23 protein-coding genes and 1 pseudogene are annotated in these 26,452 nt (G+C 39.4%); 10 read left to right on the top strand and 14 right to left on the bottom strand.

Translation table 11 applies throughout. The features are described 5' to 3' along the window. Positions 1–137 precede the first annotated feature (137 nt). Positions 138–2,768 carry an AAA family ATPase gene (locus A7P55_RS10210; RefSeq protein ID WP_171552013.1) on the top strand — a complete coding sequence of 877 codons (2,631 nt, stop codon included), beginning with the start codon at positions 138–140 and terminating at the stop codon, positions 2,766–2,768. Positions 2,769–2,813: 45 nt separating this feature from the next. Here the strand turns inward: A7P55_RS10210 and A7P55_RS10205 are convergent, their stop codons facing one another. The 3 genes from A7P55_RS10205 to surE form a co-directional block, all read right to left on the bottom strand. Further along, complete coding sequence (locus A7P55_RS10205) at positions 2,814–3,743, bottom strand: LysR family transcriptional regulator (RefSeq protein WP_004808267.1); 930 nt, start codon at positions 3,741–3,743, stop codon at positions 2,814–2,816. Between the two features lie 137 nt (positions 3,744–3,880). After that, the gene (locus A7P55_RS10200) at positions 3,881–4,705 is read right to left on the bottom strand and encodes a peptidoglycan DD-metalloendopeptidase family protein (RefSeq protein ID WP_171552012.1); all 825 of its coding nucleotides are present in this window, start codon (positions 4,703–4,705) and stop codon (positions 3,881–3,883) included. Positions 4,706–4,824: 119 nt separating this feature from the next. Continuing rightward, a complete protein-coding gene (gene surE / locus A7P55_RS10195; protein ID WP_171552011.1) occupies positions 4,825–5,595 on the bottom strand; it encodes a 5'/3'-nucleotidase SurE in 771 nt (256 codons plus the stop codon). 337 nt (positions 5,596–5,932) lie between these two features. On the opposite strand from surE, the gene A7P55_RS10190 reads away from it, so the two are divergent. Continuing rightward, complete coding sequence (locus A7P55_RS10190; RefSeq protein ID WP_016163203.1) at positions 5,933–6,307, top strand: hypothetical protein; 375 nt, start codon at positions 5,933–5,935, stop codon at positions 6,305–6,307. 99 nt (positions 6,308–6,406) lie between these two features. Here the strand turns inward: A7P55_RS10190 and A7P55_RS10185 are convergent, their stop codons facing one another. Further along, positions 6,407–6,769, bottom strand: coding sequence for a hypothetical protein (locus A7P55_RS10185; RefSeq protein ID WP_171552010.1), 363 nt, complete (start codon positions 6,767–6,769; stop codon positions 6,407–6,409). A 335-nt stretch (positions 6,770–7,104) separates the two neighbouring features. On the opposite strand from A7P55_RS10185, the gene A7P55_RS10180 reads away from it, so the two are divergent. The 4 genes from A7P55_RS10180 (at position 7,105) to A7P55_RS10165 (ending at position 10,253) form a co-directional block, all read left to right on the top strand. Then, positions 7,105–7,506 (top strand): hypothetical protein, encoded by a 402-nt coding sequence (locus A7P55_RS10180; RefSeq protein WP_171552009.1) that lies wholly within the window; start codon positions 7,105–7,107, stop codon positions 7,504–7,506. A gap of 127 nt (positions 7,507–7,633) precedes the next feature. Beyond that, positions 7,634–8,782: a D-alanyl-D-alanine carboxypeptidase PBP5/6 gene (gene dacC, locus A7P55_RS10175; protein WP_004808276.1), complete on the top strand. Its 1,149-nt coding sequence runs from the start codon at positions 7,634–7,636 to the stop codon at positions 8,780–8,782. A 92-nt stretch (positions 8,783–8,874) separates the two neighbouring features. Beyond that, positions 8,875–9,417 carry a gamma carbonic anhydrase family protein gene (locus A7P55_RS10170; RefSeq protein ID WP_171552008.1) on the top strand — a complete coding sequence of 181 codons (543 nt, stop codon included), beginning with the start codon at positions 8,875–8,877 and terminating at the stop codon, positions 9,415–9,417. Positions 9,418–9,482: 65 nt separating this feature from the next. Then, positions 9,483–10,253: a DUF4262 domain-containing protein gene (locus A7P55_RS10165; RefSeq protein WP_171552007.1), complete on the top strand. Its 771-nt coding sequence runs from the start codon at positions 9,483–9,485 to the stop codon at positions 10,251–10,253. Positions 10,254–10,351: 98 nt separating this feature from the next. Here the strand turns inward: A7P55_RS10165 and A7P55_RS10160 are convergent, their stop codons facing one another. Beyond that, positions 10,352–10,648 carry an FmdB family zinc ribbon protein gene (locus tag A7P55_RS10160; RefSeq protein WP_171552006.1) on the bottom strand — a complete coding sequence of 99 codons (297 nt, stop codon included), beginning with the start codon at positions 10,646–10,648 and terminating at the stop codon, positions 10,352–10,354. Positions 10,649–10,690: 42 nt separating this feature from the next. Continuing rightward, positions 10,691–11,866, bottom strand: a complete 1,176-nt coding sequence (fmdA, locus tag A7P55_RS10155) for a formamidase (RefSeq protein WP_171552005.1) — start codon at positions 11,864–11,866, stop codon at positions 10,691–10,693. Positions 11,867–12,166: 300 nt separating this feature from the next. Here fmdA and A7P55_RS10150 point away from each other — a divergent pair, with 300 nt between their 5' ends. The 4 genes from A7P55_RS10150 to purB all read left to right on the top strand — a co-directional run bounded on the left by A7P55_RS10150 (position 12,167) and on the right by purB (position 16,040). Next, positions 12,167–12,655: an NUDIX hydrolase gene (locus A7P55_RS10150; protein ID WP_171552004.1), complete on the top strand. Its 489-nt coding sequence runs from the start codon at positions 12,167–12,169 to the stop codon at positions 12,653–12,655. A gap of 4 nt (positions 12,656–12,659) precedes the next feature. Continuing rightward, entirely contained in the window at positions 12,660–13,793 is a 1,134-nt protein-coding gene (mnmA, locus tag A7P55_RS10145) for a tRNA 2-thiouridine(34) synthase MnmA (RefSeq protein ID WP_171552003.1), read from the top strand. 18 nt (positions 13,794–13,811) lie between these two features. After that, on the top strand, positions 13,812–14,543 hold the full coding sequence (gene hflD / locus A7P55_RS10140; protein ID WP_004652818.1) for a high frequency lysogenization protein HflD: 732 nt from the start codon (positions 13,812–13,814) through the stop codon (positions 14,541–14,543). A 108-nt stretch (positions 14,544–14,651) separates the two neighbouring features. Continuing rightward, a complete protein-coding gene (gene purB, locus A7P55_RS10135; protein ID WP_171552002.1) occupies positions 14,652–16,040 on the top strand; it encodes an adenylosuccinate lyase in 1,389 nt (462 codons plus the stop codon). A 145-nt stretch (positions 16,041–16,185) separates the two neighbouring features. Here the strand turns inward: purB and A7P55_RS10130 are convergent, their stop codons facing one another. The 8 genes and pseudogenes from A7P55_RS10130 to astA form a co-directional block, all read right to left on the bottom strand. Beyond that, entirely contained in the window at positions 16,186–16,647 is a 462-nt protein-coding gene (locus A7P55_RS10130) for a hypothetical protein (RefSeq protein WP_171552001.1), read from the bottom strand. 119 nt (positions 16,648–16,766) lie between these two features. Further along, a complete protein-coding gene (locus A7P55_RS10125; protein ID WP_171552000.1) occupies positions 16,767–17,579 on the bottom strand; it encodes a hypothetical protein in 813 nt (270 codons plus the stop codon). Between the two features lie 16 nt (positions 17,580–17,595). Next, the gene (locus A7P55_RS10120) at positions 17,596–18,366 is read right to left on the bottom strand and encodes a hypothetical protein (RefSeq protein WP_171551999.1); all 771 of its coding nucleotides are present in this window, start codon (positions 18,364–18,366) and stop codon (positions 17,596–17,598) included. A gap of 488 nt (positions 18,367–18,854) precedes the next feature. Continuing rightward, positions 18,855–19,214: a hypothetical protein gene (locus tag A7P55_RS10115; protein ID WP_171551998.1), complete on the bottom strand. Its 360-nt coding sequence runs from the start codon at positions 19,212–19,214 to the stop codon at positions 18,855–18,857. Continuing rightward, a complete protein-coding gene (locus A7P55_RS10110; RefSeq protein ID WP_252727848.1) occupies positions 19,215–20,174 on the bottom strand; it encodes a hypothetical protein in 960 nt (319 codons plus the stop codon). A gap of 304 nt (positions 20,175–20,478) precedes the next feature. Continuing rightward, positions 20,479–23,243: pseudogene (locus tag A7P55_RS10105) on the bottom strand (type VI secretion system Vgr family protein). Positions 23,244–23,482: 239 nt separating this feature from the next. Beyond that, positions 23,483–24,946, bottom strand: a complete 1,464-nt coding sequence (locus A7P55_RS10100; RefSeq protein WP_216078019.1) for an amino acid permease — start codon at positions 24,944–24,946, stop codon at positions 23,483–23,485. A gap of 452 nt (positions 24,947–25,398) precedes the next feature. Further along, positions 25,399–26,442 carry an arginine N-succinyltransferase gene (astA, locus tag A7P55_RS10095; protein ID WP_171551997.1) on the bottom strand — a complete coding sequence of 348 codons (1,044 nt, stop codon included), beginning with the start codon at positions 26,440–26,442 and terminating at the stop codon, positions 25,399–25,401. Positions 26,443–26,452: the final 10 nt, after the last annotated feature.

Here is a 26,452-nt window from a genome sequence, read left to right as displayed (position 1 = left end):
CTTGTCCTTGCTTGCAAGTTGCTTTATGCAATCATTCTTTTGTTTTGTCGATAAAAAACACAAGTTCGCTTGATCTTTAGGGCTAAAACTGTATACCTTTAATTACTCAACTTTAGTTTATTTGTTGGATAGCAACAGTGACCCAAAAACTCGATCAAATGACTGCAACAACTTTATCATTAACACCAACAAACACTATCACCGCAAATATAAACTCTTTACCAAGCGCATTTGACCAGACGGACATACAAGCAACACTGATTAAAACCGCACTACGTGCAGACCAACTCACTCATATTCCAGACCTAGCTGAAATACCAAGTTCGACCAAACGCATCAAGCCACTGAATAATTTTTTAGGGCAAGATCGCGCACGCGCCTCTGTTGAAGCTGGTATTTCATTACCCTACTCAGGCTATAATATTTTTGCTGTTGGCACGGCAGGACTAGGTAAACGTACCATGATCAAGCGTTTGCTGCAGCAACACGCCAAAACCATGCCGACACCAAATGATTGGGTCTATGTAAATAATTTCAAAAATCCAAGACAACCAATCGCGCTGCACTTTCCTGCAGGACAAGGCACTAAATTTCAAAATACATTGCAACAAGCATGGCAAATCATTTTGAAACAATTGGAACGCCGTTTTAGCGCCGAAAGCTATCACAATCGTATTGAGCGTATTCGTCAAGATACTGGAGATGTACAACAGCAAGCTTTGGTTGAACTCACGAAAGAAGGCGAAGAACTCGATTTAAAATTAGTTTCTCGCAATGACAAACATGTCTTTATAGCAATGCAGCTACGAAATGATGAATATCATGAATTAACGCCGAACGAGCTCAATGCACTGCCAACCAAAGAACGCACAGAGATTAATTCTAATATTCGCTATATGGAGAAAAAGCTAGAGCGCTTAGGTTTACATCTAGGTGATTTAGAAGATGATGCACGCGATCAAGTTTCGAGCCTCAATCGAGATATTGCGACGCAAGTGGTCATGCCACGCATTGAGTCAATCCTAAATAAGAATAAAGAGGTGAAAGGCTTAGATTTGTTCCTAAAACACTATGCTGAAGACATTATTGATAATGTTGAGCTGATTTTAGAGCAAGAAGAAGATGACTTTACCCCTGCCTTATTTAATCGTGTCCCATCCCGTTATCAAGCCAATGTTATTGTTGCCAATAAACCGAATAGCGGTGCTCCCGTTATTTTTGAAGACTTCCCAACCCACTACAACTTATTGGGTCACGTTGAGCAACTCACACATAATGGCACCATTACCACCGATTTCACTTTGATTCGCCCAGGTTCTTTACATCAAGCCAATGGCGGTTTTCTAATGCTTGAAGCGGAGCAATTACTTGAACAACCTTATGCATGGCAAGGCCTAAAGCGTGCCTTAAAATCTGGGCAACTCAAGCTTTCATCACTCGAGCATATGCTGACCTTAACAGGCAGTATTTCGATTGAACCTGCTTCTGTTCCACTTGATATTAAAGTGGTTTTATTGGCAGAACCTGAAATTTACTATGAAATTTTGGAAGTCGAACCAGAACTGGGCAGCGTCTTTAAAATTCGTGCTGACTTCACTGATACATTACAACGTAATGACAGTAATGAGCAGGCCTATATGCAGCTGATTGCTGATTATGTGCAAGCCGACAAACTCCTTCCGTTTGATCGTTCTGCACTTGCAGCATTATTGACCGATTCGAGTCGCCAAGCTGAAGACCAAAGCTCACTGTCACTCCATGCATCTACCTTAGGTGATTTAATTCGCGAAGCACATCATCACGCGTTTAAAGCTGATGATAAGATTGTGACTGATCAACATGTCAACCAAGCTCTACATCATCGTCAATACCGCTTAGGCTATTTACGTGAGTTGTATTGGCAGGATCTTTCTCGTGGCACTCAGTTGATTGAGACCTCAGGACATCGTCTTGGCCAGATCAACGCCCTCTCTGTCATTCATTATGCTGATGTTGAGTTTGGTCTGCCATCTCGTCTGACCGCATCTGTGTATCAAGGTGGCGGAGATATCCTCGATATCGAACGTAGTGTTGAGCTTGGTGGTTCCCTGCATGCCAAAGGCGTGTTGCTGATGTCGAGCTTCTTGAAAGCACATTTTGGTCGTGAACAAATCCTACATTTCTCTGCTGCTTTGGCCTTTGAACAAAGTTATGGACAAGTCGATGGTGATAGTGCCACAGTTGCAGAACTTTCAGCGCTGATCTCTGCGATCTGTCAAATCCCGATCGATCAGTCTTGGGCAATTACCGGATCGATGAACCAATTGGGCCAAGTACAGCCGATTGGTGGTGTCAACGCCAAAATTGAAGGCTTCTATGACGCCTGTAAATTGCAAGGATTAACTGGCAAACAAGGTGTCATCATTCCACGTCAAAATATGCAGCACTTGATGTTACGTCAGGATGTAAGCGATGCTGTACAAGCAGGACAATTCCATGTTCATGCGATTGATACCATTGATCAAGCTTTAGAAATTTTAATGGCACGTCCAGTCGGAACCCTTGATAAAAAAGGTCGCTATAGCAAAAACTCGATCTATGCTGCAGTGATGGAGCAACTTGAATATTGGCAAGCGATCGAGGATGGCGAAGCAGTTGAAGACGAGGAGCCAAAGAAAAAGAAGAAGCGAAAAAAAACCAAGAAGGATGAAGTTGCAGCGAAGACTTCTGAAGAAACAGCGGTTGAAGCAAAGAGCTTAAAACCACTCAGTAAAAAGAAACGAAAATAGAGCTAAAGAAAAAGCCATGTTCCTGACGGAACATGGCTTTTTTTATTAGGCTACGCCCTGCAAGGAACGCCCACCAGGGAGTTGAGCAAAATATTGCTTCAGCGCATCGATACAACGATGTACTTTCATTGGGTATTGCTCACGCTTAGAGGTTAAAGCATGTAAGGTATACGCTGGCAATTGCCAATCTGGTAATACCTCAACTAAAGAACCATTAATCAATTCTTTTTGAATATCCATATACAAAATACGTGCGACACCATGCCCTTGTTGGCATAGTGATTTTGCGACAAAGACATTATTGGTACCTAAACGTGATTTCATATCCACATTGACGACTTCACCACTGGTGCCATGACGGAATGCAAAATGTTGATAGCCTTGCATTAACGTGATTGGCAGTAATTCATGGTGACGTAAATCTTCTGGACGTGTAATAGGCTGAGCTTGATTGAGATAACTTGGTGAAGCAACCAGCACCTGATCTACACGAGCCAAAGGTACAGCAGCTAATTGATGATCATCAACTTTCAGACTCATACGAATCGCAATATCAATACGTTCTTCGATTAAATCTATATAGCGATGATCCGCTTCAAAATGGATGGCCAAGCCTTTATGTGCTGACATCCAATGAGAAAGTGCAGGAATCACATGTAGTGCACCCAACTCTGGTGTAGTTGCAATACGTAAATCTCCGACGAGATCGTCGCGTAATTCATTGATTCTGATTTTGCCGCGTTCAGCCGCAGCTAACATTTCTTGGCAACTTAAAAAGAATGCTTGTCCTGCTTCAGTGAGACTGAGTTTTCGAGTTGAGCGATGGAGTAACGTAACATCCATTTCTTGTTCTAAAGAACGGATTTGTTGACTGACTGCGCTGGTTGTAATTCCTAAGTCTCTTGCTGCACCACTAAAAGAGCTTTTTTCCACAACGCAGGCGAACACCCCCATTGCACGCAATTGATCTAGCATAGACTTCCCTCTTACCTTAATTTATTAATATGCTTATTGTTCTAATGAAAGCAATCTCATTTCAGTATACAAGGAAGTCTATTTACGCACTAGAGGATTATTAATAAATAATTGAAATATTGTTAATAATCTTAAGGTTAATTTGGTAAAACTGTGACTGGATTCACAGGTTTACCGTCTAAGCGGACTTGAAACTCCATCATGACACGTGAAGCACCCGATGAACCCATTTCTGCAATTTTTTGTCCAGCTGTCACGGTGTCGCCACTCTTGACTAACATTTTGCTGTTATGTGCATAAGCAGTGATGTAACCATCGATATGTTTGACTAAAACAAGATTACCGTACTCTTTTAGACCATCTGCTGCATAGACGACTTGCCCATTTGCTGCTGCGAAGATTGGATCCCCTTCATTACCGCCATAACGTGTTCCTTTTACATTACTCGCCATATTATAGCTTTGAATAATTGGTCCATTCGATGGTTTCACCCAACGTAAACTTGATGCCAAGGTCGTAGATGGATTCACAGGCACGGCTGGAACAACCGGTCTTGGGATGACAGGCTGTGTTTTTGGAGCCACAGGTTGCTGAGTCGGTAGATTAATGCTTTGACGTTGAATTGGTGCTGTCTGAGTCATTGCTTGTGTAGAGGTTGTACGTTGTGCGACAGAACCTTTTAAACGTAGAGATTGATTCACATAGATACGATACGGCGGTGCAATATCATTCAAAGCTGCAACATCTAAGTAGTTCAAGCCATAACGATTTGAAATCGCACTTAAAGTATCGCCAGAGCGAACCGTATAATAATTTGGTGCTTGCACATAACGCGCACCACCATTTACTTGCGGTTTAGATGCACAACCCGTCATAACTGCCACTGTTGCAACCGCCATAGACAAAACGATTGTTTTAATCATTTTCTGTGATAGAAAAACCGAGACATGGTTTAAGTGCATCTTCGCCCTCATCGAAAAAAACCTTAATTCATTATTACATTTGCGCCTAAGAGTACCAAAAAAGTGAGAAAAAACGAGTTCTCACTTTCTATATTCACAAAGTTATAACATTCATACGGCTAACCATTTACATGAGCATGCAAATTTTCAAGCACAGCATAGTTGGTTGCATCCATCTGGATTGGAGTAATACTGACATAGCCGTTCGAAACCGCAAAGAAATCGGACTGAATATCACTCGATACCGCTTGTGGATCGGTAATCGCCTCTCCTGCCAACCCAATCCAATACACCTGACGACCACGCGGATCAACATGACTACTAATTGGCTTCGATTGAGCACGACGCCCCTGATAGGTTACCTGTGCGCCCTTAAGTTGTTCAATATCTGGAATGTTAATATTAAAGATATGGCGTGGAGGCAAAACAGGGAGCCCTTTCGCGATAAAATCATGAACCCACTGCGCTGCAACTGCATAATGTTGTGGATGTTCATAAGCGCGTACATTTGAACCAGCTAAAGAAACTGCAATCGCAGGATGTTTCATCAAGCGCCCTTCAAAAGCAGCACCCACCGTACCTGAATATAAAACATCATCACCAAGATTTGCACCACTATTGATGCCACTCACGACAAGATCAAATTCGAAATCAAATAGCCCATTCATAGATAAATAGACACAGTCCGCAGGTGTTCCATTGACTGCCCACACATCTTCAGAAATTTGTATAGGCCGCAAAGGGCGATCCAGTGTTAAAGCGCTAGAATAACCGCTGCGCTCACTTTCCGGCGCAACCACTACGACACGGCCCAAAGGTTTTAATGCTTGCGCTAAAGCTTGTAGCCCAGGTGCAAACACACCATCATCATTTGCTATTAAAATATTCACTGGAATCTATTCTCTATTTGGGGATAACTGGGATTTCAGCCATACCCTTCGTTTAGGCCAACATAATTTAAATCAGGCATGAAACCTAGGCAATGACACGATCCTTGTCAAGTTTCATCCTCAAATTAGAGTCAATTCTAACAAACCGTGCGCAAAGTACCTGACACAAATTGATTTGAATGTTTAACAAAGTTGAGAAAATAAGCTGAATACGACTCATGCCATCAACATCGTTGACCTGTCAACTGACCTAAGCTTACTCAACAGTTTTTCCAATTGAATTATTCCTTGAATTATATATATTTAGGTCTTCATAGTATTAGAAATTTATACAGCCATGAGACATTTATCTAATTTTATCCGAATTTTTGGGGTGAGTTTCACACTTTTAGCAGCACCTACTGTTTTTGCTGATGAAGCGGTTTCCGTAAAAGAAGCAGATGCATTGATTAAAGATGATATCGCCAATGCACAAGTGCTTGTGGAAATGTGCCCGAACTTGATTGGTAAAAATGCTAAGTTTGACCAAAACATTAAAAAAATGATGGGTTCATATTTAAGTAATTATTCTGATAAATCTGCTTCTTTGGACAGCTTACAGAAAGATGCTGAATTTAAAACTTTGCTAAAAGATGCTCGTGAAGCAGCATCAGAAGTCGATAAAGCTGAACAAAAATCAGTATGTGATGAAGTACTTAATTTTGAAGGTTAATCACTTTTAAAAATCTGATGTGGTTTTAACGATTAAATGAGCTAAAACCACATCGCTATATCGAATTGATAAAAAGTGCTGATATTACTCGAATAACCATTACCAAGCATCCGGTTCACGAACCATATGAATAATGTTGGCTGGACTGGTAATCCACCCTCCTCGAAACCCCTCAGCTAAGGGTTCAATTGCATCACAACGAATTACACCCGCCGCTTCCAAATATTCAGCAGCTTCTGAGAAATTATCAGTAAATAATTCAAGCCAAAGCTCAGCTTGACTCATCTCTGGTGCCGCAGCGATCCATAATTTAACGGGTCCAAGTTCAAAGCCTATATCAGGCAGTTTTTCTGTAATTTGTTTAAGGCCAATCACATCACGATAAAATGCAACAGTGGCTTCGAATTGATGCGGTGGAAGTTTAAGCGCGATATCAACACCGCCTGTGAATTTTGCTTTCATTTTATTACTCCTGTTATCTACAGATTTCTTATTTTCTCTCGCATTTTTATCTACTTTGCGTGCCTATCCTGTGGCGCAATGGCTTCATCCACGCTCATCGCAATCCTATTAAGATAAACTCATCGTTAATCGACTACTTTTGAAGCAAACCATGTACAAACAAGCATGTCAAAACATGGATCATCAAACCTCAAAAAGATCACTACGTTTTATATTCTGTATGTCTATACCCACATTTTCTCCACGCTTCCTACAGCAAACATACATTTTTTAACATGCTTTTGTGCTATAAGTTGTTCAAATTCTTTAAGTCTTGTTTTTGAGTTTGATTTGTTATGAAGAAAAATGTTTTTAAAACACTAGGTTTATCATTCCTCATCGCCTCAAGTGCGCTTGCGCCAACAGCATTTGCAGCTGAAAAAAAGTCAGAACCTGAAAAGATTGAAGTCACGCCGATGTCTGATAGTGTGACCAAGCAAGAACTTGCTGCAATCTATGTTCTTTCTGAAATTTGTCCAAGTTTAATTGGCAAAGATTTAAAATTTAATAAAGCCTATGACAACCTGGTTAAAGCTTATTTAAACAATGAAGCGAATGCCGTTGAAACCCTCAACAAACGTGTCAAAAGCAAAGACTACCAAGAGGCATTAAAAGAAGCACGTGCTGATGCAAAAGCAGCTTCTGATGATGATAACCGTCAGATTTGCGATGATGTTCGTAATTATTACTCGAAATAATCCGACCAATTAAGCTTCAGGTTACAATACTGTATGAAAAAGCCGACTTCCCCCGTAGAAGTCGGCTTTGCTTTGTCCTAAAATGCTAGGCTCGACTGCTTCATACAAGATATTGGAACCACCTAGAATGACTCAAAAAAGCGCTCTTGCTGCATTACTCCTTTTGCCAAGCTTTTCATATGCAGCAACTGTCCTATCTGCTCCACCAGAATTAAATAATAAATCTTATGTATTGATGGATTACGAGACTGGACAGATTCTCGCTGCTAAAAACGAAGATGAAAAACTTGCACCTGCTTCAATGACAAAAATGATGACAAGCTACATCATTGAGCAAAAACTTTTAAAGGGTGAATTGACTGAAAACGAACAAGTACGCATGAATGAATCTGCGTGGTGTCGTGGTAGCAGTTCTGAATCATGTATGTACGTTCCATTAAATGGCACGGCAACAGTTTTAGAAATGCTCCGTGGTATTATTATCCAGTCAGGTAATGATGCATCTAAAGCAATGGCTGAACACATTGCGGGCAACGAAGGTACTTTTGCCCACATGATGAACCAAGAAGCAAAACGTGTGGGTATGGTGAATACGCATTTCATCAACTCAACAGGTATGCCAGCTGATGGTCATTATTCAACAGCAAAAGATATGGCGATTCTTGCTCAGCACATTATCAAAGATAGCTCGAAATACTACCCAATTTATTCTGAAAAAGAATTTACTTTCAACGGGATTAAGCAAGGCAATCGTAATGCTCTGCTTTATACAGATCCAAGTGTTGATGGTTTAAAAACAGGTCATACCAATGAAGCAGGTTTCTGCTTAACCACATCAAGTAAACGCGGTCCAATGCGCTTGATCTCGGTGATCTTTGGTACACCAAGCATGAATGAACGTGCCAGCCAAACTCGCACCTTATTGGCTTGGGGTTTTGCAAACTTTGAAACTGCAAACGTTCAACCGGCCAACCAAGTTCTTGCTAAAGCAAAAGTATGGTTTGGTAAACAAGATGAAGTTCAAATTGGTTTAGCTGAAAACTTCAATGTCACCATGCCTAAAGGTCAAGCAGATAAAATCAAAACTCAGCTTGTAGTTCAACCGAAACTGAACGCACCTTTAGCCAAAGGTCAAGTTGTTGGTAAATTAGTCGCGAGTCTCGATGGCAAAGTGATTGCTGAAAAACCATTGGTTGCATTAAAACCTGTTGAAGAAGCTAGCTTCTTTGCACGTATGATTGACCATATTAAAATGTTCTTCAGTAACTTATTCTAAATTTTAGAAAAGTACGATTAAGCATTCATGCTCTTGGGTATGAATGCTTTTTTATTTTATAATTACTCTAAATTTTTCAATCGAAAGCCACTATGCCAAAGAACATTCGTCCCTATCTAGACCAAGAACCTGATGTTGATGCAAGCTGCTATGTAGATGAGATGTCAGTTGTAGTTGGTGATGTCAAATTAGCAGAGAATGTTTCAGTTTGGCCATTTGCAGTAATTCGTGGTGATGTAAATTCGATTCAAATCGGCAAAAACAGCAATGTGCAAGATCACTGTATGTTACATGTCAGCCATAAGAATCAATCTAAACCGAATGGCTCTCCACTGGTCATTGGAGAAGATGTAACTGTTGGACATCATGTGACTTTACATGGATGCACTATTGGTAATCGTGTCTTGATCGGGATTAATACCGTTGTGTTAGATGACGTGATTATTGAAGATGATGTAATGATTGGTGCAGGTAGTCTGGTGCCGCCACGTAAAGTGCTAAAAAGTGGTTATCTCTATGTCGGCAGTCCAGTACAGCAAGTTCGTGCATTGACTGAAAAAGAAATGGAATTCCTTCCTTATTCAGCACGTCATTATGTGAAAGTGAAGGATAATTATAAGAATAGCGAAGTTTAAGACTTCGTTATGCTTCTCCTTAATTTTGCACACAATTAAAAATAATAAACTTTTAGGGATAACTTATGAACACTGATCATTCACATAATTGCCCTACTCCGGATGCACTCATTAGTACAACTAAGCTCAATATTGAAAAGTACGGACTGCAAGTTATAGGAATTAGTGCGACAGACTATTTACCCTCTTTTAGTTATAGTATCGGTTTATATGAAAGCTATCAGCACCCTGAAATTATATGCTTTGGGCTAGCAACTGACTTAGCACATACCATCATCAATGATGTGGCTAATCTGATCAAAAATGGAGAAATAATTGCTCTCAATCAAGAGTATGGCGATCAAATTTTTAAAGAAACTCGTGCTCAATTTTTGCCTGTAGATATTAAAAATATTGAAGATTATTTTGGTGCTGCTTTAAATTACTATCAACACGACAATTTTTCCGCTTTGCAATTGGTTTGGGCAGATCGTAATAATAAATTGCCTTGGGAAGATGGATTTGAGGAAGAATTTATTTATGATCAACCACTCTTAGACCGAAATGCTGATTTTAAGTTCAGAGAAGCTAAAAACCTCGGTATTTTTACCACTCGGCAATGGCTAGAACATAATCAACCCATCTTACGCGTTGTTCACGAAACTGATGGCGATTGGCAGTTTTTAACTGGAGACCAAGAACCAGATGATATTCGCTTAGTTGCCTTGGAACAAATGATTTTAAAAGACCCGAGTCTAAATGACATTTTTGATCTTGGTTACGGTCAAGTGGCTGAAAGAGATTTCATCGGTGATGCATGGAAAAAATTAGATCTTGATGAATATCAGGAAGAATGACGTTATCCCTAAAGGCATATCATCAAGCTTATATAAAAGCCATCCAACACAACAAAATCACAGGATGGCAATATCTCTTACTTTTAAAGTGTAGAAGCTCAAACCTCACATAAAGAACAATTCACACCGCGACAGTTATGCAACACCGATGTCCGAGCACTTTTTTTGCTGGTTCCAGGTCCATCAACCAAGGGCCCCGCCAGTTGCTCGGCACTCGATGAGGGGCGCCATTTATTTTTGACTGAGATCTTTTGATGCCCTGTCATCATCGGTCTTAATAATATGGATTGCTGGCAATATGGGCAAGATGTGTTATCCCTTCCAATACTAGCCATTGGGACATTCTGCTCGAAAATCCCTTCACAATGTTCACATCTAAAATCATACAGTGGCATCTTAAAATCCTTCTTTAACGATCAATCTGCATTCATCCAAGACTAACGATGCCCCCAAAACTTATTCTCGTTTAAGGCACCTTGCGGCAAAATATTCTTCTCAAAGATAGAGGTTGGTAAAGAAATTGTGCAAGCACAGTTTGGAATATCCACAATGCCACCGATACGTCCTTCAACAGGCGCTGCGGTCAGCAACATATAGGCTTGAGATCCCGTAAATCCAAAATTCTCAAGATATTTAATCGCTTTTAAACAGGCCTGACGATAGGCAACCGTCGCATCCAGATAATGATTTACCCCATTTTCAACACTGATGCCTTCAAAGGTTAGCCACTGATCGTAATTAGGTCTGACATTACTTGGAACAAAGATCGGTGAATCAATATTATATTTTTCCATTCCACCTTTAATCAGGTCAAAACCAACACGGGTTACCCCATCCATTTCAATCGCACCACAAAAGCCGATTTCGCCATCACCTTGTGAGAAGTGTAGATCACCCATCGAGAATCCAGCACCTTTCTGATACACAGGAAAATAAATACGACTGCCCGCTGCAAGATCTTTAATATCAGTATTACCACCATGCTCACGTGGTGGTACCGTACGGGCTGCCTCAATTGCCATTCGATCAAACTCTGCACCCGTGACACCACGTAACACCGCAGTTCTTGGATCAGGTGGATTTGCCTGCCCTTTAGGTACCAATAATGCTTCTCTGCGGTTCCATTCTTTTAAAAGCTCATGTGAAGGAAGCGTCCCCATTAATCCAGGATGTTTTAAGCCAGCAATACGAACACCGGGGATATGACGTGACGTTGCAAATAATCCTTTTAAATCCCAAATTGCCTTATCCGCTTCAGGGAAATAATCCGCTAAAAATCCACCGCCATTTTCTTTCGCGAAAACGCCAGAAAAGCCCACATCGGAAATTGGCTGAATATCCAGAAGATCAATCACCAACAAATCGCCCGGCTCAGCACCTTCAACATAAAAAGGTCCTGTCAGTGGATGTGCTCGAGTGAGATCTACATGTTTTACATCAGAGACATCATCGGTATCTTTAATTTGAGCGTCTAGAAAATCCAGACTTTCAATAAGAATTTCTTCGCCTGGTTTCACCGATGTTAAAAAAGGAATATCTGGATGCCAGCGATTATGGCCAATCTCTGCTTGTTCTGCTAAAGCGACACCTGGTTTAATTTTAATATGTTGCATAATACTTCAACTCCGTGTGCTGTATATGAGTCTAATTCGTCATCTGTTCTACTTCTAAATTATTGAAAGGCCTGAGCAAATAATGCATCGCTTAGACGGAATTGTTATTTTTACCTTGCGGTCAAAAAATACACTAGCATATTCTCTTTTTTTGAAGCAATTCCTTTTTGATTCTCAACACATCAAATACACACGGATCACAGCAAATATTTTTCCTCCGCTTTAGCGAATTAGCCTTCCTATGTAGCCAAAAACAGTCAAATTTTGTAGAATACGTTTTTTAAAATCATGGTGCTTTCTATGACCGCTTGGACACCTCATGTCACAGTCGCCACTGTTGTCGAAAAAGACGGACGTTTTCTGTTTGTTGAAGAACACAGCGAAGGCTTTGTACATACCGTGTTTAATCAACCCGCAGGTCATGTCGAATGCGACGAAACCATTATTCAAGCAGCCATCCGTGAGACCTTAGAAGAAACAGGTCATCATGTTGAAATTGATCATTTGCTGGGGATCTATACCTATACCCCACCAATGTTTCCTGATCGCACCTACTATCGTTTTTGCTTCTTGGCCCATGTGACTGCAGTTGAAGAAAATGCACAACTAGATACAGGCATTGTCGCTGCAGTATGGATGAACTTGGATGAACTACAAGAAACAGCTCGTGCGCGTAGCCCATTGGTTTTAAAAGCTGTTGAAGATGCCCTAGCTGGCAAAAAATATCCTTTATCGCTTATTTATGAGCACCCATTCTCTCCCTCATTAACTTCTCATTTGGACGCTTAATTAGATGCAACAACGTGTCATCGTCGGTATGTCTGGTGGTGTAGACTCCTCCGTTTCTGCCGCATTATTACTTCAACAAGGATATCAAGTTGAAGGTCTTTTCATGAAAAATTGGGAAGAGGATGATGGTACGGATTACTGCACAGCACTGGAAGACTTGGCAGATGCTCAAGCCGTTGCAGATAAAATTGGCATCAAGCTGCATACTGCAAACTTTGCAATGGAATATTGGGATCGTGTCTTTGAGCACTTTCTGGCTGAATACGCTGCGGGTCGCACACCAAACCCAGACATTCTGTGCAATAAAGAAATTAAATTCCGCGCCTTCCTCGATCATGCCATGACCTTGGGTGCAGACTTTATTGCCACAGGTCACTATGCACGTCGTGGTGCAAGCACACAAAACTCACGTGGCGAAACCTATGCGCCATTACTCCGTGGTGTGGATAACAATAAAGACCAGACTTATTTCTTACATGCGGTACATGGTCGTGAAATCAACAAGACCTTGTTCCCTGTGGGTGAAATTGAAAAACCCGAAGTTCGTCGTATTGCAGAAGAGTTAGATCTGGCGACTGCGAAGAAGAAAGATTCCACTGGTATTTGCTTTATTGGCGAGCGCCGCTTTACAGACTTCCTTAAACAATACTTACCTGCACAAGCTGGAAAAATTGTTTTGGAATCAGGTAAAGAAGTTGGTGAACATCATGGCTTGATGTACTATACGCTGGGTCAGCGCGGTGGTATCGGTATCGGTGGTATGAAAGGTGTACAAGAAGGTGCATGGTTCGTACTTCATAAAGATATTGCCAATAACCGACTGGTGATTGGTCAAGGACATGAACATCCATTGATGCAAAGTACGCAACTTTGGAGCGAGTCGATTGATTGGGTTGCAGGCGAACAGCACATTCCATCGGCTGGATTCCGCTGCACAGCGAAAACTCGTTATCGTCAGCCCGATCAAGCGTGTACCATATATCGTGATGAGCAGACTGAAAATGGCATCCGTGTTGAGTTTGATGAGCCGCAAAGAGCTGTGACTCCTGGACAAAGCGTGGTGTTCTACTCCGGAGAGGTCTGCTTAGGTGGTGGTGTCATTCACCATACCAATGCACCTGAACCAGATTTTATTTAAGGAAATTGGAAGCGAAGCATGGTCGAGTTACCCTTTCAGCACACTCAAGCGTTGAATGTTAGACAAAACCGTGCTCTAGCATTGGCCGCAGTCTTTCAGGCAACTCAGTTAACACATATGACTGCAATGGCAGGTCAGCAAAGTATTGGCGATAGTGGTAATTTCTATTTTGAGCTATTAATTAAAGCCAGTCTAAATATTCGTCCTGCAGCAAATAATGCCACTCAGACCTTGGATTTTTTTAATCAACTTGCAGACATTTCACTCGGATTAAAAACATTAGAAGGCTGTATTACTCAGCCTTTTAATACCGCACCAAAATCCCGTGTTCCGAAAATGTCGACAGCAAAACTACCCATGTCCTATGCGATGGCCTTATTGCAACTGGAAAAGAAAGTTTATAGCAATCCTGAATATGTCAAAATTATAGAAAGCTCACAACAAAAAATCTTAAAGCAACTCTCCTTTTTCGATAATAACTACTTACACCCAAGCATCATTGCCAACCTCGCACAAACCTATGTCGAAACTGCGGGACAGATCAATCCTCGCATCTTGGTGCGTGGCAATGCGGAAGCATTTAAAGACATCAATCATACCAACCGTATTCGTGCATGCTTATTTACAGGCTTACAACTTGCACATTTATGGAAGCAGCTCGGTGGAAGCTCTTGGAGTATGATCTTTAGTAAACGCAAATTATTGCAAGATATTCAAGCTCTCGCTCGTTTGCAGTATCAGGTGGTATAGACCGATGCTACAACGAATTTATTTTTATACCGTTTTACAACCTCTCTAAATCTCTCCTGAGGAACGACTAAAGTTCCGCAAGGGAGAGCTAAACTTTAAGGAATCTGTATGAATGCTTTAACCGCACTCTCGCCACTTGATGGACGTTACGCTAGCAAATGCGATGCCCTACGCCCTTTTTTGTCTGAGTTTGGTTTAATCCACGCTCGTGTCACGGTTGAAGTGCGTTGGTTACAAGCACTTGCAAATCGTGCAGAAATTATTGAAGTTGCGCCGTTTTCAAATGAAACCAATGCAGCTTTAGATGCAATCGTTTCAAACTTCTCAGAAGAAGATGCGAATCGCATTAAGGAAATTGAACGCACCACTAATCACGATGTAAAAGCGGTTGAATATTTCCTTAAAGAAAAAATTGCCAACATTGATGAATTACAAAATGCAGGCGAATTCATTCACTTTGCATGTACCTCTGAAGACATCAATAACTTGTCTCATGCACTGATGCTGAAAAATGGCCGTGAAGTTTTAGTTTCAACGATGAAGCAACTTCTCAATGCAATTTCAGCTTTGGCAACAACGCATGCTGAACAACCGATGTTGTCTCGTACACATGGTCAAACTGCAAGCCCAACGACCTTGGGTAAAGAGATGGCAAACGTTGCGTATCGTTTAGCACGTCAAATCAAGCAATTTGAAAATGTTGAGTTACTCGGCAAAATCAATGGTGCTGTAGGTAACTATAACGCTCATCTTTCTGCATACCCAGAAATTGACTGGGCTGCACATGCACAAGCATTCGTTGAGTCTTTAGGTTTAAGCTTCAACCCGTACACCACGCAAATCGAGCCACATGACTATATGGCTGAATTGTTTGATGCTTTGCGCCGTTACAACACCATCTTGATCGACTTTAACCGTGATGTTTGGGGTTATATCTCTCTCGGTTACTTCAAACAAAAGTTAAAAGATGGCGAAGTGGGTTCTTCAACTATGCCACACAAAGTCAACCCAATTGACTTCGAAAACTCAGAAGGTAACTTGGGTATTGCCAATGCTGTTTTAGGTCACCTCGGTGAAAAACTTCCTGTGTCTCGCTGGCAGCGCGACTTAACTGACTCAACTGTATTACGTAATATGGGTGTTGGTTTTGCACAAAGCTTAATTGCTTTTGATGCTTGCTTAAAAGGTGTTGGTAAACTTGAGCTCAATGCTGCTCGTTTAAATGAAGATTTAAATCAAGCACAGGAAGTTCTTGCAGAGCCAATCCAAACGGTTATGCGTCGCTATAATGTTGAAAAGCCATATGAGAAATTAAAAGCACTTACTCGTGGTCAGGCAATGACCCGTGACATGATGGTGAACTTTGTCAATGGTGATGAACTTGCACAAGTGCCAGCCGATGAACGTGCTCGTTTAGCTGAGTTAACACCTGCAACCTATACAGGTAATGCAGCAGAACAAGCAAAACAAATTAATGATTTGATCAGCAAAATCTAAAACTGATTGACTCAAAAAAGCAGAGCTTCGGCTCTGCTTTTTATTTTACGGCAGTATTGTTATTTTTTATAGGGTAATTTTCACAGCCTATTCCTAAAAAAGTTTTAATTTTTTTATTTAATAGATTTTGCTTTAGGAATCACTCCTAATATGACTCAAATTCAGAGGGCTTAATTTTATATTTCTTAAATAGCATTTCACGAACCTTTGGATTGATATCTTCATCATATTTAATAATTAAAAATATATCTTTCTTGGTTAAAGGAATAGATTTTAAGACTCTAGGCAAATCAACAGCTCTAATTGCAGACACTTCATTAGGTTGCTTTAATATATCAGCATCTTGATCAACAAAATTGAAATCCACACCTTGTAGATTAAAATAAACCATCACCCTTCTGTTTAAAGAATCGCTATCATCATATAAAACTGTACCCGCTGGCAAAATAGTATATTCAGAATAATTATCAAAGCTTGAAGCTATTTGCAATGGCCGATCTAATACATGTATCTTAGGCGTTTCCCTAAATTTAAATAAATATAAATTTAGGGCCAATTGTATTAAAAATATTATTCCAAGTATAACTATAGCTATATTCTTACTCAAAAAATGCCCTCTATATTAATTTATTTTCAAGCAACTTCATTACAAAATTATATCTGCCATAAGACCCAATACTTTGTCTAGAGCAAACCTCTTCTAAAAAATGCTTTAGCCTGAAAAAACTATTTATTAGCATTTTTCTTTTCCTCTTCCAATTCTTCTACTGAACAATAGCTTGGAGCAACCTTCATAGTTTTTACATCAAAATAATCACCACAAATTTCTCTACCATTTTCATCAGTTCTACGTCCTAATGCTTTTTTTTGCTCTTCGGTCATTGAATCCAAATAATTATTAAAAAACATATGATCAATTACTTCGGGATCATTAAAACTTGTACTTAACTCGATTCCAAATGACTCACCTTTTTGATTTTCATTACAATCCACCGTAAGATTATAACTAACCCGTGTTTTTGAATGGAATTTACTTCTAATTTCATCATGCATTGGATAAGCACCGACGAGTACGCCATCTACATCGATAGCATCTTTAAATATACTTCGCACTTGTTCCGTATCAGGTTTCTTCAACTCTTCTTCTATTTCTGCATCTGTTTCTTTCTTTATATCGTGCTCTGGTCTTTCTAAACGAAATCGAAAACTATCAATTTGCTTATCATTTTTTCTCTCAACCAATCGTACTCCTATATCATCATAGATATATAAATTGGTTAAATTAGCTCCATCCGTACTATCCACTTTTCTATAGTTTTTCCCCAAGGCTTTGATCCAAGGTTCAACGGTAGAATTCATATAAAGATCTGTACCGTTATAATTAATTGCACAGCCATGAACCTTAAACCGATGTTGCTGGTTTAATTTCTTGATAAATCCTTCTGTATCAGCGCTTAGCTGCCCTGCTGACTGGCTATTACTACAACTGGTACATAAAAAGCTAATAAACAGAATTCCAAAAATTTTAAATTTATTCATATTCAATATATTACATTTATTTTTTCACAGGATAGTCTTCACAGCCTCCTCCTAAAATAGGATGATCGCGATCAGGACCTTCACAGAACTCTTTACGCTGCCTCGCTTTCTCCTCATCACTGATAGAATCAAAATAATTATAAAAATACATATGATCAATCACTTCGGGATCATTAAAACTCGTACTTAACTCGATTCCAAATGGCTTACCCTTTTGATCATTTTCACAGCTAATAGTTAAGTTATAACTAACACGTGTTTTTGAATGAAATTTATTTCTAACCTCATCATGCATTGGATAAGCGCCAACAAGTATCCCATCTATATCGATAGCATCTTTAAATATATTTCGCACTTGTTCCGTATCAGGTTTCTTCAGCTCTTCTTCTATTTCTGCATCTGTTTCTTTCTTTATATCGTGCTCTGGTCTTTCTAAACGAAATCGAAAACTATCAATTTGCTTATCATTTTTTCTCTCAACCAATCGCACTCCTATATCATCATAGATATATAAATTGGTTAAATTAATTCCATCCGTACTATCTACTTTTCTATAGTTTTTCCCCAAGGCTTTGATCCAAGGTTCAACGGTAGAATTCATATAAAGATCTGTACCGTTATAATTAATTGCACAGCCATGAACCTTAAACCGATGCTGCTGGTTTAATTTCTTGATAAATCCTTCTGTATCAGCGCTTGGCTGCCCTGCTGACTGGCCATTACTACAACTGATACATAAAATAATGGGTAAAAAGACCAATGAAATATTTTTCAAATAACTTATCATTTTATTGCTCAACACCTATTTCTATAATAATCTGACTAAAACACCTCTACAAAAGCATTATTACACCTAAATTTTAATTATTTTAAAACCACTCAAAAACACCAAGATTTTTTTTTAATTTATCACCACTCCCACCATAAAATATAAAAAATCAATATTATATTATCCTTTACTTTTTTGAAACATAGTATTTTTTATAGTAGGATAGCATCCAATTCATTAATAGTTAATATCCAGACTTTGAATAGTTTTCAAAAAACACAAAGATCCAATCTAAAAATCTTTCATACAAAATTCTGATTAATTTACCATGGGGATTTCCAATATAAACGACTAAAGCTCATTGGGTTCAACTTTATATCTTTCACCACATCCGCACATTGAAAAGAAAACAAAGACACCACCTTTATTATAAAATAGCTTACTTTCCTACAATAATTAGCTTCTTTATATTCAATAACCGAATATAAAATTAATATAAAACATTACTACTCCTCAACTCTTAAAACAAAATCCTTATTAAAATCTTTCAATCCATCCCTGACAGTTCCAGAAATATTTATATTATAAATACCAGATCTTCTGGGTGTCCCTTTAATTATTGTCAAAGCATGAGAGGCGAAATATTTTTCTCCTTGATCAGACAAAATAACTAAACCACTATCTTGATCTATATTTGACTGTACAAGAAAATCATCCTCAATCACACGATATTCCTTCATTTTTATTTCTGCAAAATAAGGTTTTCCGACTTTTGCTACTGGAATTTCTTTCGTTAAAAAAACATTATTATTTATATTAGAGCAGCCCAATATAAATAATGATATTAGTATCAGGATTTTTTTCATTTATTTCAACTCTCTTTTCACAACAATAATGGCCCAAATAAACCGGCTCATAGTTTTCAAACTAACAGATTTAATTCTATCCTGCTTCCCCCAATTAAAACAAGTAGCATTAACAATAGCATCTTCAGAAGTCTGTTTATTAACAACCCCTGAGACTGTAGTTATATCTGAATTAATTACTATATAATGTGATGGAGCAGTAGCTACGGAAGGCAAATCAGATCCACCTTGTGTTATAGCTCCGACAGTTAATAGAACATAATAATAATCTTGTGATGGGTAAAATGATAGGCTTCTCAACACATCAAGCCAATCAACATTTCTTGGAACTTTTTGTCGAATAAAACTTTGATATAAAGGAACACTATAGCCTATCGAAGAAAACCAATTTTTTATTTCATCAGGCATTGTAAATGCTGTTAAACCATTTAACTTATCTGGTATCCATCCAACCGCTTCTGCTTGATTATACTTTGTAATCGAATTAGAACTGTCTCTTAAACTTCCCATTGTAATCCAGTCAACGGCAGATATTCTTGCAACTTCTTTAGCATCATAAAAATTATGAACAAGACGTGCACCTTTTAAATCAGGCTTTATGCTTAACCTACCAATTAAAACTTCTCCCTTCTCCCATAAAGCCTTAACAATTTTTTTATAAATATCCTTATTACTATTTAACACACAATAAAAAAAAGCAGCAGGCCCACACAGATACGTAAACCTCTGATCAGGATATGGTTCTTTTAGCCGATTAAATAAACTTGCCTCCACTGCTGCTTTTGTAAAAGGATCCTTTTTAGAACCTGGCGGGTGCTCGACTGAAACGAATATTGGTGTTGTAGAGATATTGACTACAACTGTGTTTGGATTCTTTGGTTGTACGACCTGAGTTATATCATTTTTTTCTGAATATTTCACAATATCCAACTTAACATCATTTACAATATTTTTTTTCAAACTCTTCAATCATATTATTTACGTAGTAATTATTTATTACATTGTGCCATTTTCCACTGTTATCTAATCGATAAAGGTTAAAAATTAAAACATAATCTCTCAAGACTTCAAGTCTTGAATTATTATTTTTTAAAGTTATCATTTCAGTCCTAAGATTAGAACCAGATTTTTTGAAAAATACTTAATATTATAATCAGAGTTTTTATACCTTTGATTTACAGTATCAAATATAGATAAAGTATAACTAAGTTTATTAATATCTACTTTAGTATTTAACTTCACATATGGAAAATACTCTTTTAAGTTATTGCTCAACATCTAACTCCTTATCCAAAAAAATATGGATTGATACATCTTCTTTTTGTATTGTTTTTATTTCACGGGTAAAGCCATTTGAATCGGTTATACCTTCAGCAGTTTCCCCTGATTCTAAAAAAGCAATATACTTCATATTTATCAAAGGATTACCACCATCATCTAACATTTTATATCTCAAATTATATTGGTTTATTTCACCTAATTTCGGTAATGAATATTTTGGTACAGTTATTTTACTTCCCCCCATAAACAAATGCTGCCCTGCCTTCACCTCAAACTTGCCACTGGTCACAGGAAAAATACCTGAACCATTCAGCTTGATCTGAGAACCACCAGCAGTAATCACAATCTCTTTCGGACTAGTAATCTCAATACGATCTTCGGTCGAGATAATTTGAATCCCTTGCTTGGCAAGTAAATCCATTCCATCCCCTTGAGCATGCATTTCAAACTTACCTTTAGCAGCCACTTGCTTAATGCCATTTTGTGCGGCAAACACACTAATTCGGTTTTGAGCATGTGTAATCAGATTCTTTTGTGTACTCAGATTAATAGTGTCGCCTGCAAACTGATTGATCTGTCCATCCGCGGATAAATGAATATCTTCATTGCTACTCAGACCAATGCCCTCTGGAGAATTGAGTAAAAGTACAGCTTTATTAAATTTGGCTATATCAGATTCGATGGACTCAAAAAATGCCTTTAACTGTGCTAAAGATTCAACCTCATCTGTTTGCTGATTCTTGGCAACTTCACTTAAGGCTTTGGCATTGTTTTGATTGCTCTCAAGCTGTTGTTTAGCAGGTTGGGCATCAAGATGTTTGCCTTGAGCCGGATCTTGATTATATGTGGAAAGCAATAAACCATCGCCTGCCCGCACTGCGCCCCATTGATCAGTACGTAGTTCAAAACCTTCACCGCGGTCTTCACTTTCCGCTTTGTCTTTGGGATGACTCAGTTTGCCTAAGTTAAGTTGGCTGGCAGCGTGGCTGCTTTGTAGTTGGGCACTGATCTGTCCTGTAGTGTCATCAAAGCGCAGTTGGTTATAGCCTTCGCCTTGGTATTCCTTGGATTTGATCCCTGCCAGCTTCTTGGTGTCTGGAAGCTTACCTGCATTATCAAACTTGCTTGGACTGCGGTGTGCTTCGTGAATGCGTCCCACCACAAACGGACGGTCAATGTTGCCATCAAAGAAGTCAATCACTACGATTTCATCGATACGCGGCAAGAAGCGTGCACCATAGCCTTCACCTGCCCAAGGCGTCAGTACATCTACCCAAGCGGAGTCGGTGTCATTGTCGTTGGCACCTGCACCACCATCATGGCTATGGTCTTCATTGCGGGTGAACAGGAAGCGGACTTTAATCCGTCCCCATTCATCCACATGGATTTCTTCACCACTGGGTCCAACCACTTTAGCGCGTTGTGGAGAGGCTGCTGGACGGTGTTGTAATGGATGATACTCAGGTACGGTTTTGATATTGCGGCGTTGCAGTGTCAACTGGTTGGCTTGGCGTTCTTCTGCGTTGTTGTATTGGCTAGGTTGCCAATTGCTTTGTGCCAAGAGCTGATTAATCTGCTTGTTCAGGTCTTTGGGCAAGTTGTTTTGGTTGTAGAAGTTTTTGCCTGTGATCAGAAACTCTTTGTCTGCTCCACTGTGTTGATCGATTTCAGGGTGTTTGCCAATTCAAACCAGTAACCGACATGGGTATCTCGGACTGTGGTATGGGCAACAAACTGTTTCGATTGCAGGTCGTAGTATTGTCCTAGGTTTTGATTGAACTTTTCAATCTGGGCATTGCCTGACTGAGTTGCCCCATCTTCACCATTCAGGTCTTGCATCCATGCCGGTGAGAAATGCCATGCCTGTTCCAGACCTAAACTGGCATTGTCGTATTGAGCACTGTGTTTATGTGTGCTTTGGACGCTGCCTGCACCATCTTCCTGTTCCAGTGCATCAGCTTGCCAACGCTGTACATGTACGCTGCTCGGTTGTAAGCTGCGTTGCTCCACCAGACTGGTCATACTGTCGTATTGTTCGGTGGCACTGCTGCGGTGGTAACGAATCGTTCTTCTGTCTAGCGCTTGGTATTGGCTATTGTCGTCAATCAGGCGTAGTTTTTGCGGCTGAATCGCAGCACTGCTTTGTGGAGCCGTTCGTTCAGCTTCATCAATCAACCAGCTAATCCCTTCGCTACGCATCAAGGATGTTAAAAATGCTTCATCTGATTGATTATATTGCATAATAAAAGGACGGATATCATAGTCTTGACTGAGTCCGCTTAAATCCAAAGTCAAACTGGAAGCGAATAAGGGACTTTTTTGCTGCCACTCTTTGAAAATGATCTGGACCACATCAGGCACACTCTTGTTCATAAACACAAGACTGTTACGGCGTTGTTTCCACAGTGCGGTTGGATCTTCTAAAGTCAATTTATAGACAGTTAGGCTACCGTCTGATTGTCCTTGCAAGGCTTGAGTAATAATGCCTGTGACACGGGTGAGTTGACCTTGGTCAGTCACCGTATCAATTGCAGCTTGGCTACCAATAAATTGTTTAAGTGGAATGGTCGCATTGGTTGATAAGCAAATTAATTCTGCTTTAAAGCCCACATTCAGTTGATGCTGCCCATCAATGCGTTGCAGAAAAACCTGCGAATTTAGCTTTTGATTGGAAAACAGAATATGGATTGCACGTCTCTGTGCAGTAAGGCCCAAACTTTCTAAGGCCTGATAGATGTTGTTCAACATTTTTATAGATTTTATTGCTTAAATTTATGGCATTCTAACGATATTAATCCACCTCTGTCTATACAGCATGGTCTGTTTATGACAATTTTTGTCACCGCCGACAGGTCATTTTTAAATTTCTTTTATTATTCATTAAGATAAAAGTGGCATTCAAAACTTTTTTATCATCAATGTAAAAAGCAGAGCTTCAAGCCCTGCTTTTAAACGTGTCTCAACCTATAAGCGCTAATTATTCCAACTTAGACATAATCCACCGTTCTGGTTTTTAACAGATCAAGTTGCAGCATTTTTTTCTTTTTACGATGATATGCGATCAATAAGCCAATGAACCATACTGGTGAGAAAGCCAGCGCAATCAGCGTATCATGATCTAAAGCCAAAATCACAATGGTAAATACCAAAAATGACATGGTGAACCATGCCATAATCAAACCACCCGGCATTTTAAATTTAGACTGTTGGTGCAACTCCGGGAATTTTTTCCGATAGCAGATATAAGACAGAATAATCAGCATAAAAGTAAAAATACATAGAATCGACGTCAGGGCGGAAATGATGGTAAACGCCGTCATGACATTCGGTACAATAAATAAAATCGAAGTCCCGATGGTGACACAAGTCATGGAAAAGATCAGACCGCGAATCGGCACTTTTCTTTTTGACAATTTACTAAAACTTTTCGGCGCATCATTGTCTAGAGACAAACCATAAAGCATGCGACTGGTTGCAAAAATCCCACTATTTGCAGATGATAATGCTGAAGTTGCCACCACAAAATTCACCAATCCAGCAGCAATAGGTAATCCAATTAGCGAAAACATTTCTACGAATGGGCTTTTTTCTGGTGAGATTTTTGCCCAAGAGCTAACTGCGATAATACAAACCAAGGCACCGACATAGAACAACAAAATACGTAATGGAATCGAGTTGATGGCTCTAGGCAATGATTTATGTGGATCTTTGGTTTCGGCTGCTGTGGTTCCGACCAGTTCGATACCGACAAAGGCAAAAATCGCAATCTGAAAGCCTGCTAAAAATCCAGTAACACCATAGGGAAACATCGATTGAGTTTCAAATACATGGCTCATGGAAGCTTTGACACCACTCGGCGAGGTAAAGCCAGTGCTGATTAAATAAATCCCTGCAAGAATAAACAGGATAATGGCGGAGATTTTGATTAAAGAGAACCAGAACTCTAACTCACCAAACATACGAACAGCAACAAAATTCAGTATGGTTAAAATTGCCAGCGAGGTAAATGCAGGGATCCAAACGGGGACGTCTGGATACCAGAATTGCATATATCCCCCAATCACAATCACATCAGCAATTGCAGTAATAATCCAGTTACACCAATAGGACCAGCCCAAAAAGAAACCCGCCCACGGGCCGATATAAGCCGTGGCAAAATCAGCAAAGGTCTTAAAATTAGTATTTGCCAGCAATAGTTCACCCATTGCCCGCATCACAAAGAAAAAGAAAAAACCAATGATTAAATAAGTTAAAACAATTGAAGTACCCGAAACACTCAAGGTTTTACCAGAGCCCATAAATAGGCCTGTACCAATTGCTCCACCAATGGCGATCATCTGAATATGACGATTGGTCAAAGAACGTTGTAACTTTTCTTCATCCTGCTGCGTCATATGTTGACTGCCAAGCAGATCTCCTTGCAGAAGTTGCTTTTCATTATTCTGAGTCATGTCATCCTTACTCCAATGTATAACAACCGTTATCATTGCCTGATATCAATAAATTATTTTTAAAATGCTTTAATTTAAAAGTTCCATTGTTCTAAAATTATTTTTAAATTAATAATTTAATTAACCCACCTCACTTGTAATGGTTCGCATTAGATCCCTTTTCTACGCACTAAAATCTGTTGTTATTGAGCAAAAGTATTTCAGCCGCAAACATCATATCTCATCCCCAAACGAGTTGAAGATGAGGCTTTTCACTTTCGCTTAATTAATATCCAATTAACATGAAATATACTATATTATTCCAATCTAATTCCTTCTAGCTAGAAGGATATGAATATCGAGGATAGTAAAAAATTATGCGTCGATATGAATAAAAAATATGGCTAAAAATACAGTATAAGTGCTGTTAATTAAGATCTAAATCTGTGGATTTTCTACTGATACATAGTCCATCAGCGCTTGTTCTGATTTGCAATATTGATATTGAGCAAACGTATAGATGCACCGGTTTTAACATGTAACTGATGGGCTTGTTCCTCATTCAAAGTCACTTGCTTGGAATCTGGCTGGCTATAAATCAGAATAGCGCGGAAATTTTCATAATCGTCATTGGCAACAATATAAGGCTCATCACCAAGCACAATACGATCAGATGATTCAACCTTTGCCGTCACCACATGACTGTCTCTAATCGCTCTTAAATTTTCAATATCAGCCTGCAAGGTTGCTCCCGCATCAAAGATATCGACATAGCCCTTATAGCGTAGCCCTTCTTCAATCAACAGATTGTATGCGGGTACCGTATTCGGATGAACTGCAGCAATCACAGCTTTAGCTTCATCAGGCAACATATCCACATAAAGTGGATGTCGCGGCATCAGTTCTGCAATAAAGGCTTTTTTGCCTGTCCCACTCAGATAATCTGCTTTGGTAAATTCCATATCAAAGAATTTATGACCGACTGCATCCCAAAACGGTGAACGGCCATTTGCATCTGAAAAACCACGCATTTCAGCCACAATGGTTTCTTCAAAATATTGTCTGAAAGCAGAAAGGAATAGAAACCGAACTTTAGACAAAAACTTGCCATTCTTATTTAAGCGATAGTCAGGATCTAAAAATAGAGTACATAACTCACTACAGTTGGTGTGGTTATTACTCAGATATAAAGTTGGCAATGATTTATAGACATTCAGTGGCTCTGAAGAATGCACTTGCGTACCGACGTGAAAATTATACCAAGGCTCTTTTAAACCCAAGGCGACTTCTATTCCACATACACCCACCACTTTATGTAGTGAGGTATCTTCCAATACAAATAAATAGCCCTGCTCCGACTTTTCTAGTTTGCCTTCAACCGTCTTAATCGCTCGATCAATCCGTGCGGCCAGTATTTCCATATCTGGTTGTAAAGAAGTTAAACCAAAGCCTGCTTTTTGCGCCAAGTGGTAAAGATCATGAATATCTTTTTGTTTGATATAACGAATCATCATCATGTCACTTACC

The organism is Acinetobacter sp. Ac_5812 (assembly GCF_013072695.1).
Taxonomy (GTDB): domain Bacteria; phylum Pseudomonadota; class Gammaproteobacteria; order Pseudomonadales; family Moraxellaceae; genus Acinetobacter.
Note: the sequence above shows the minus strand (reverse complement) of the source record. Positions and strands in the feature narration are given on the sequence as shown.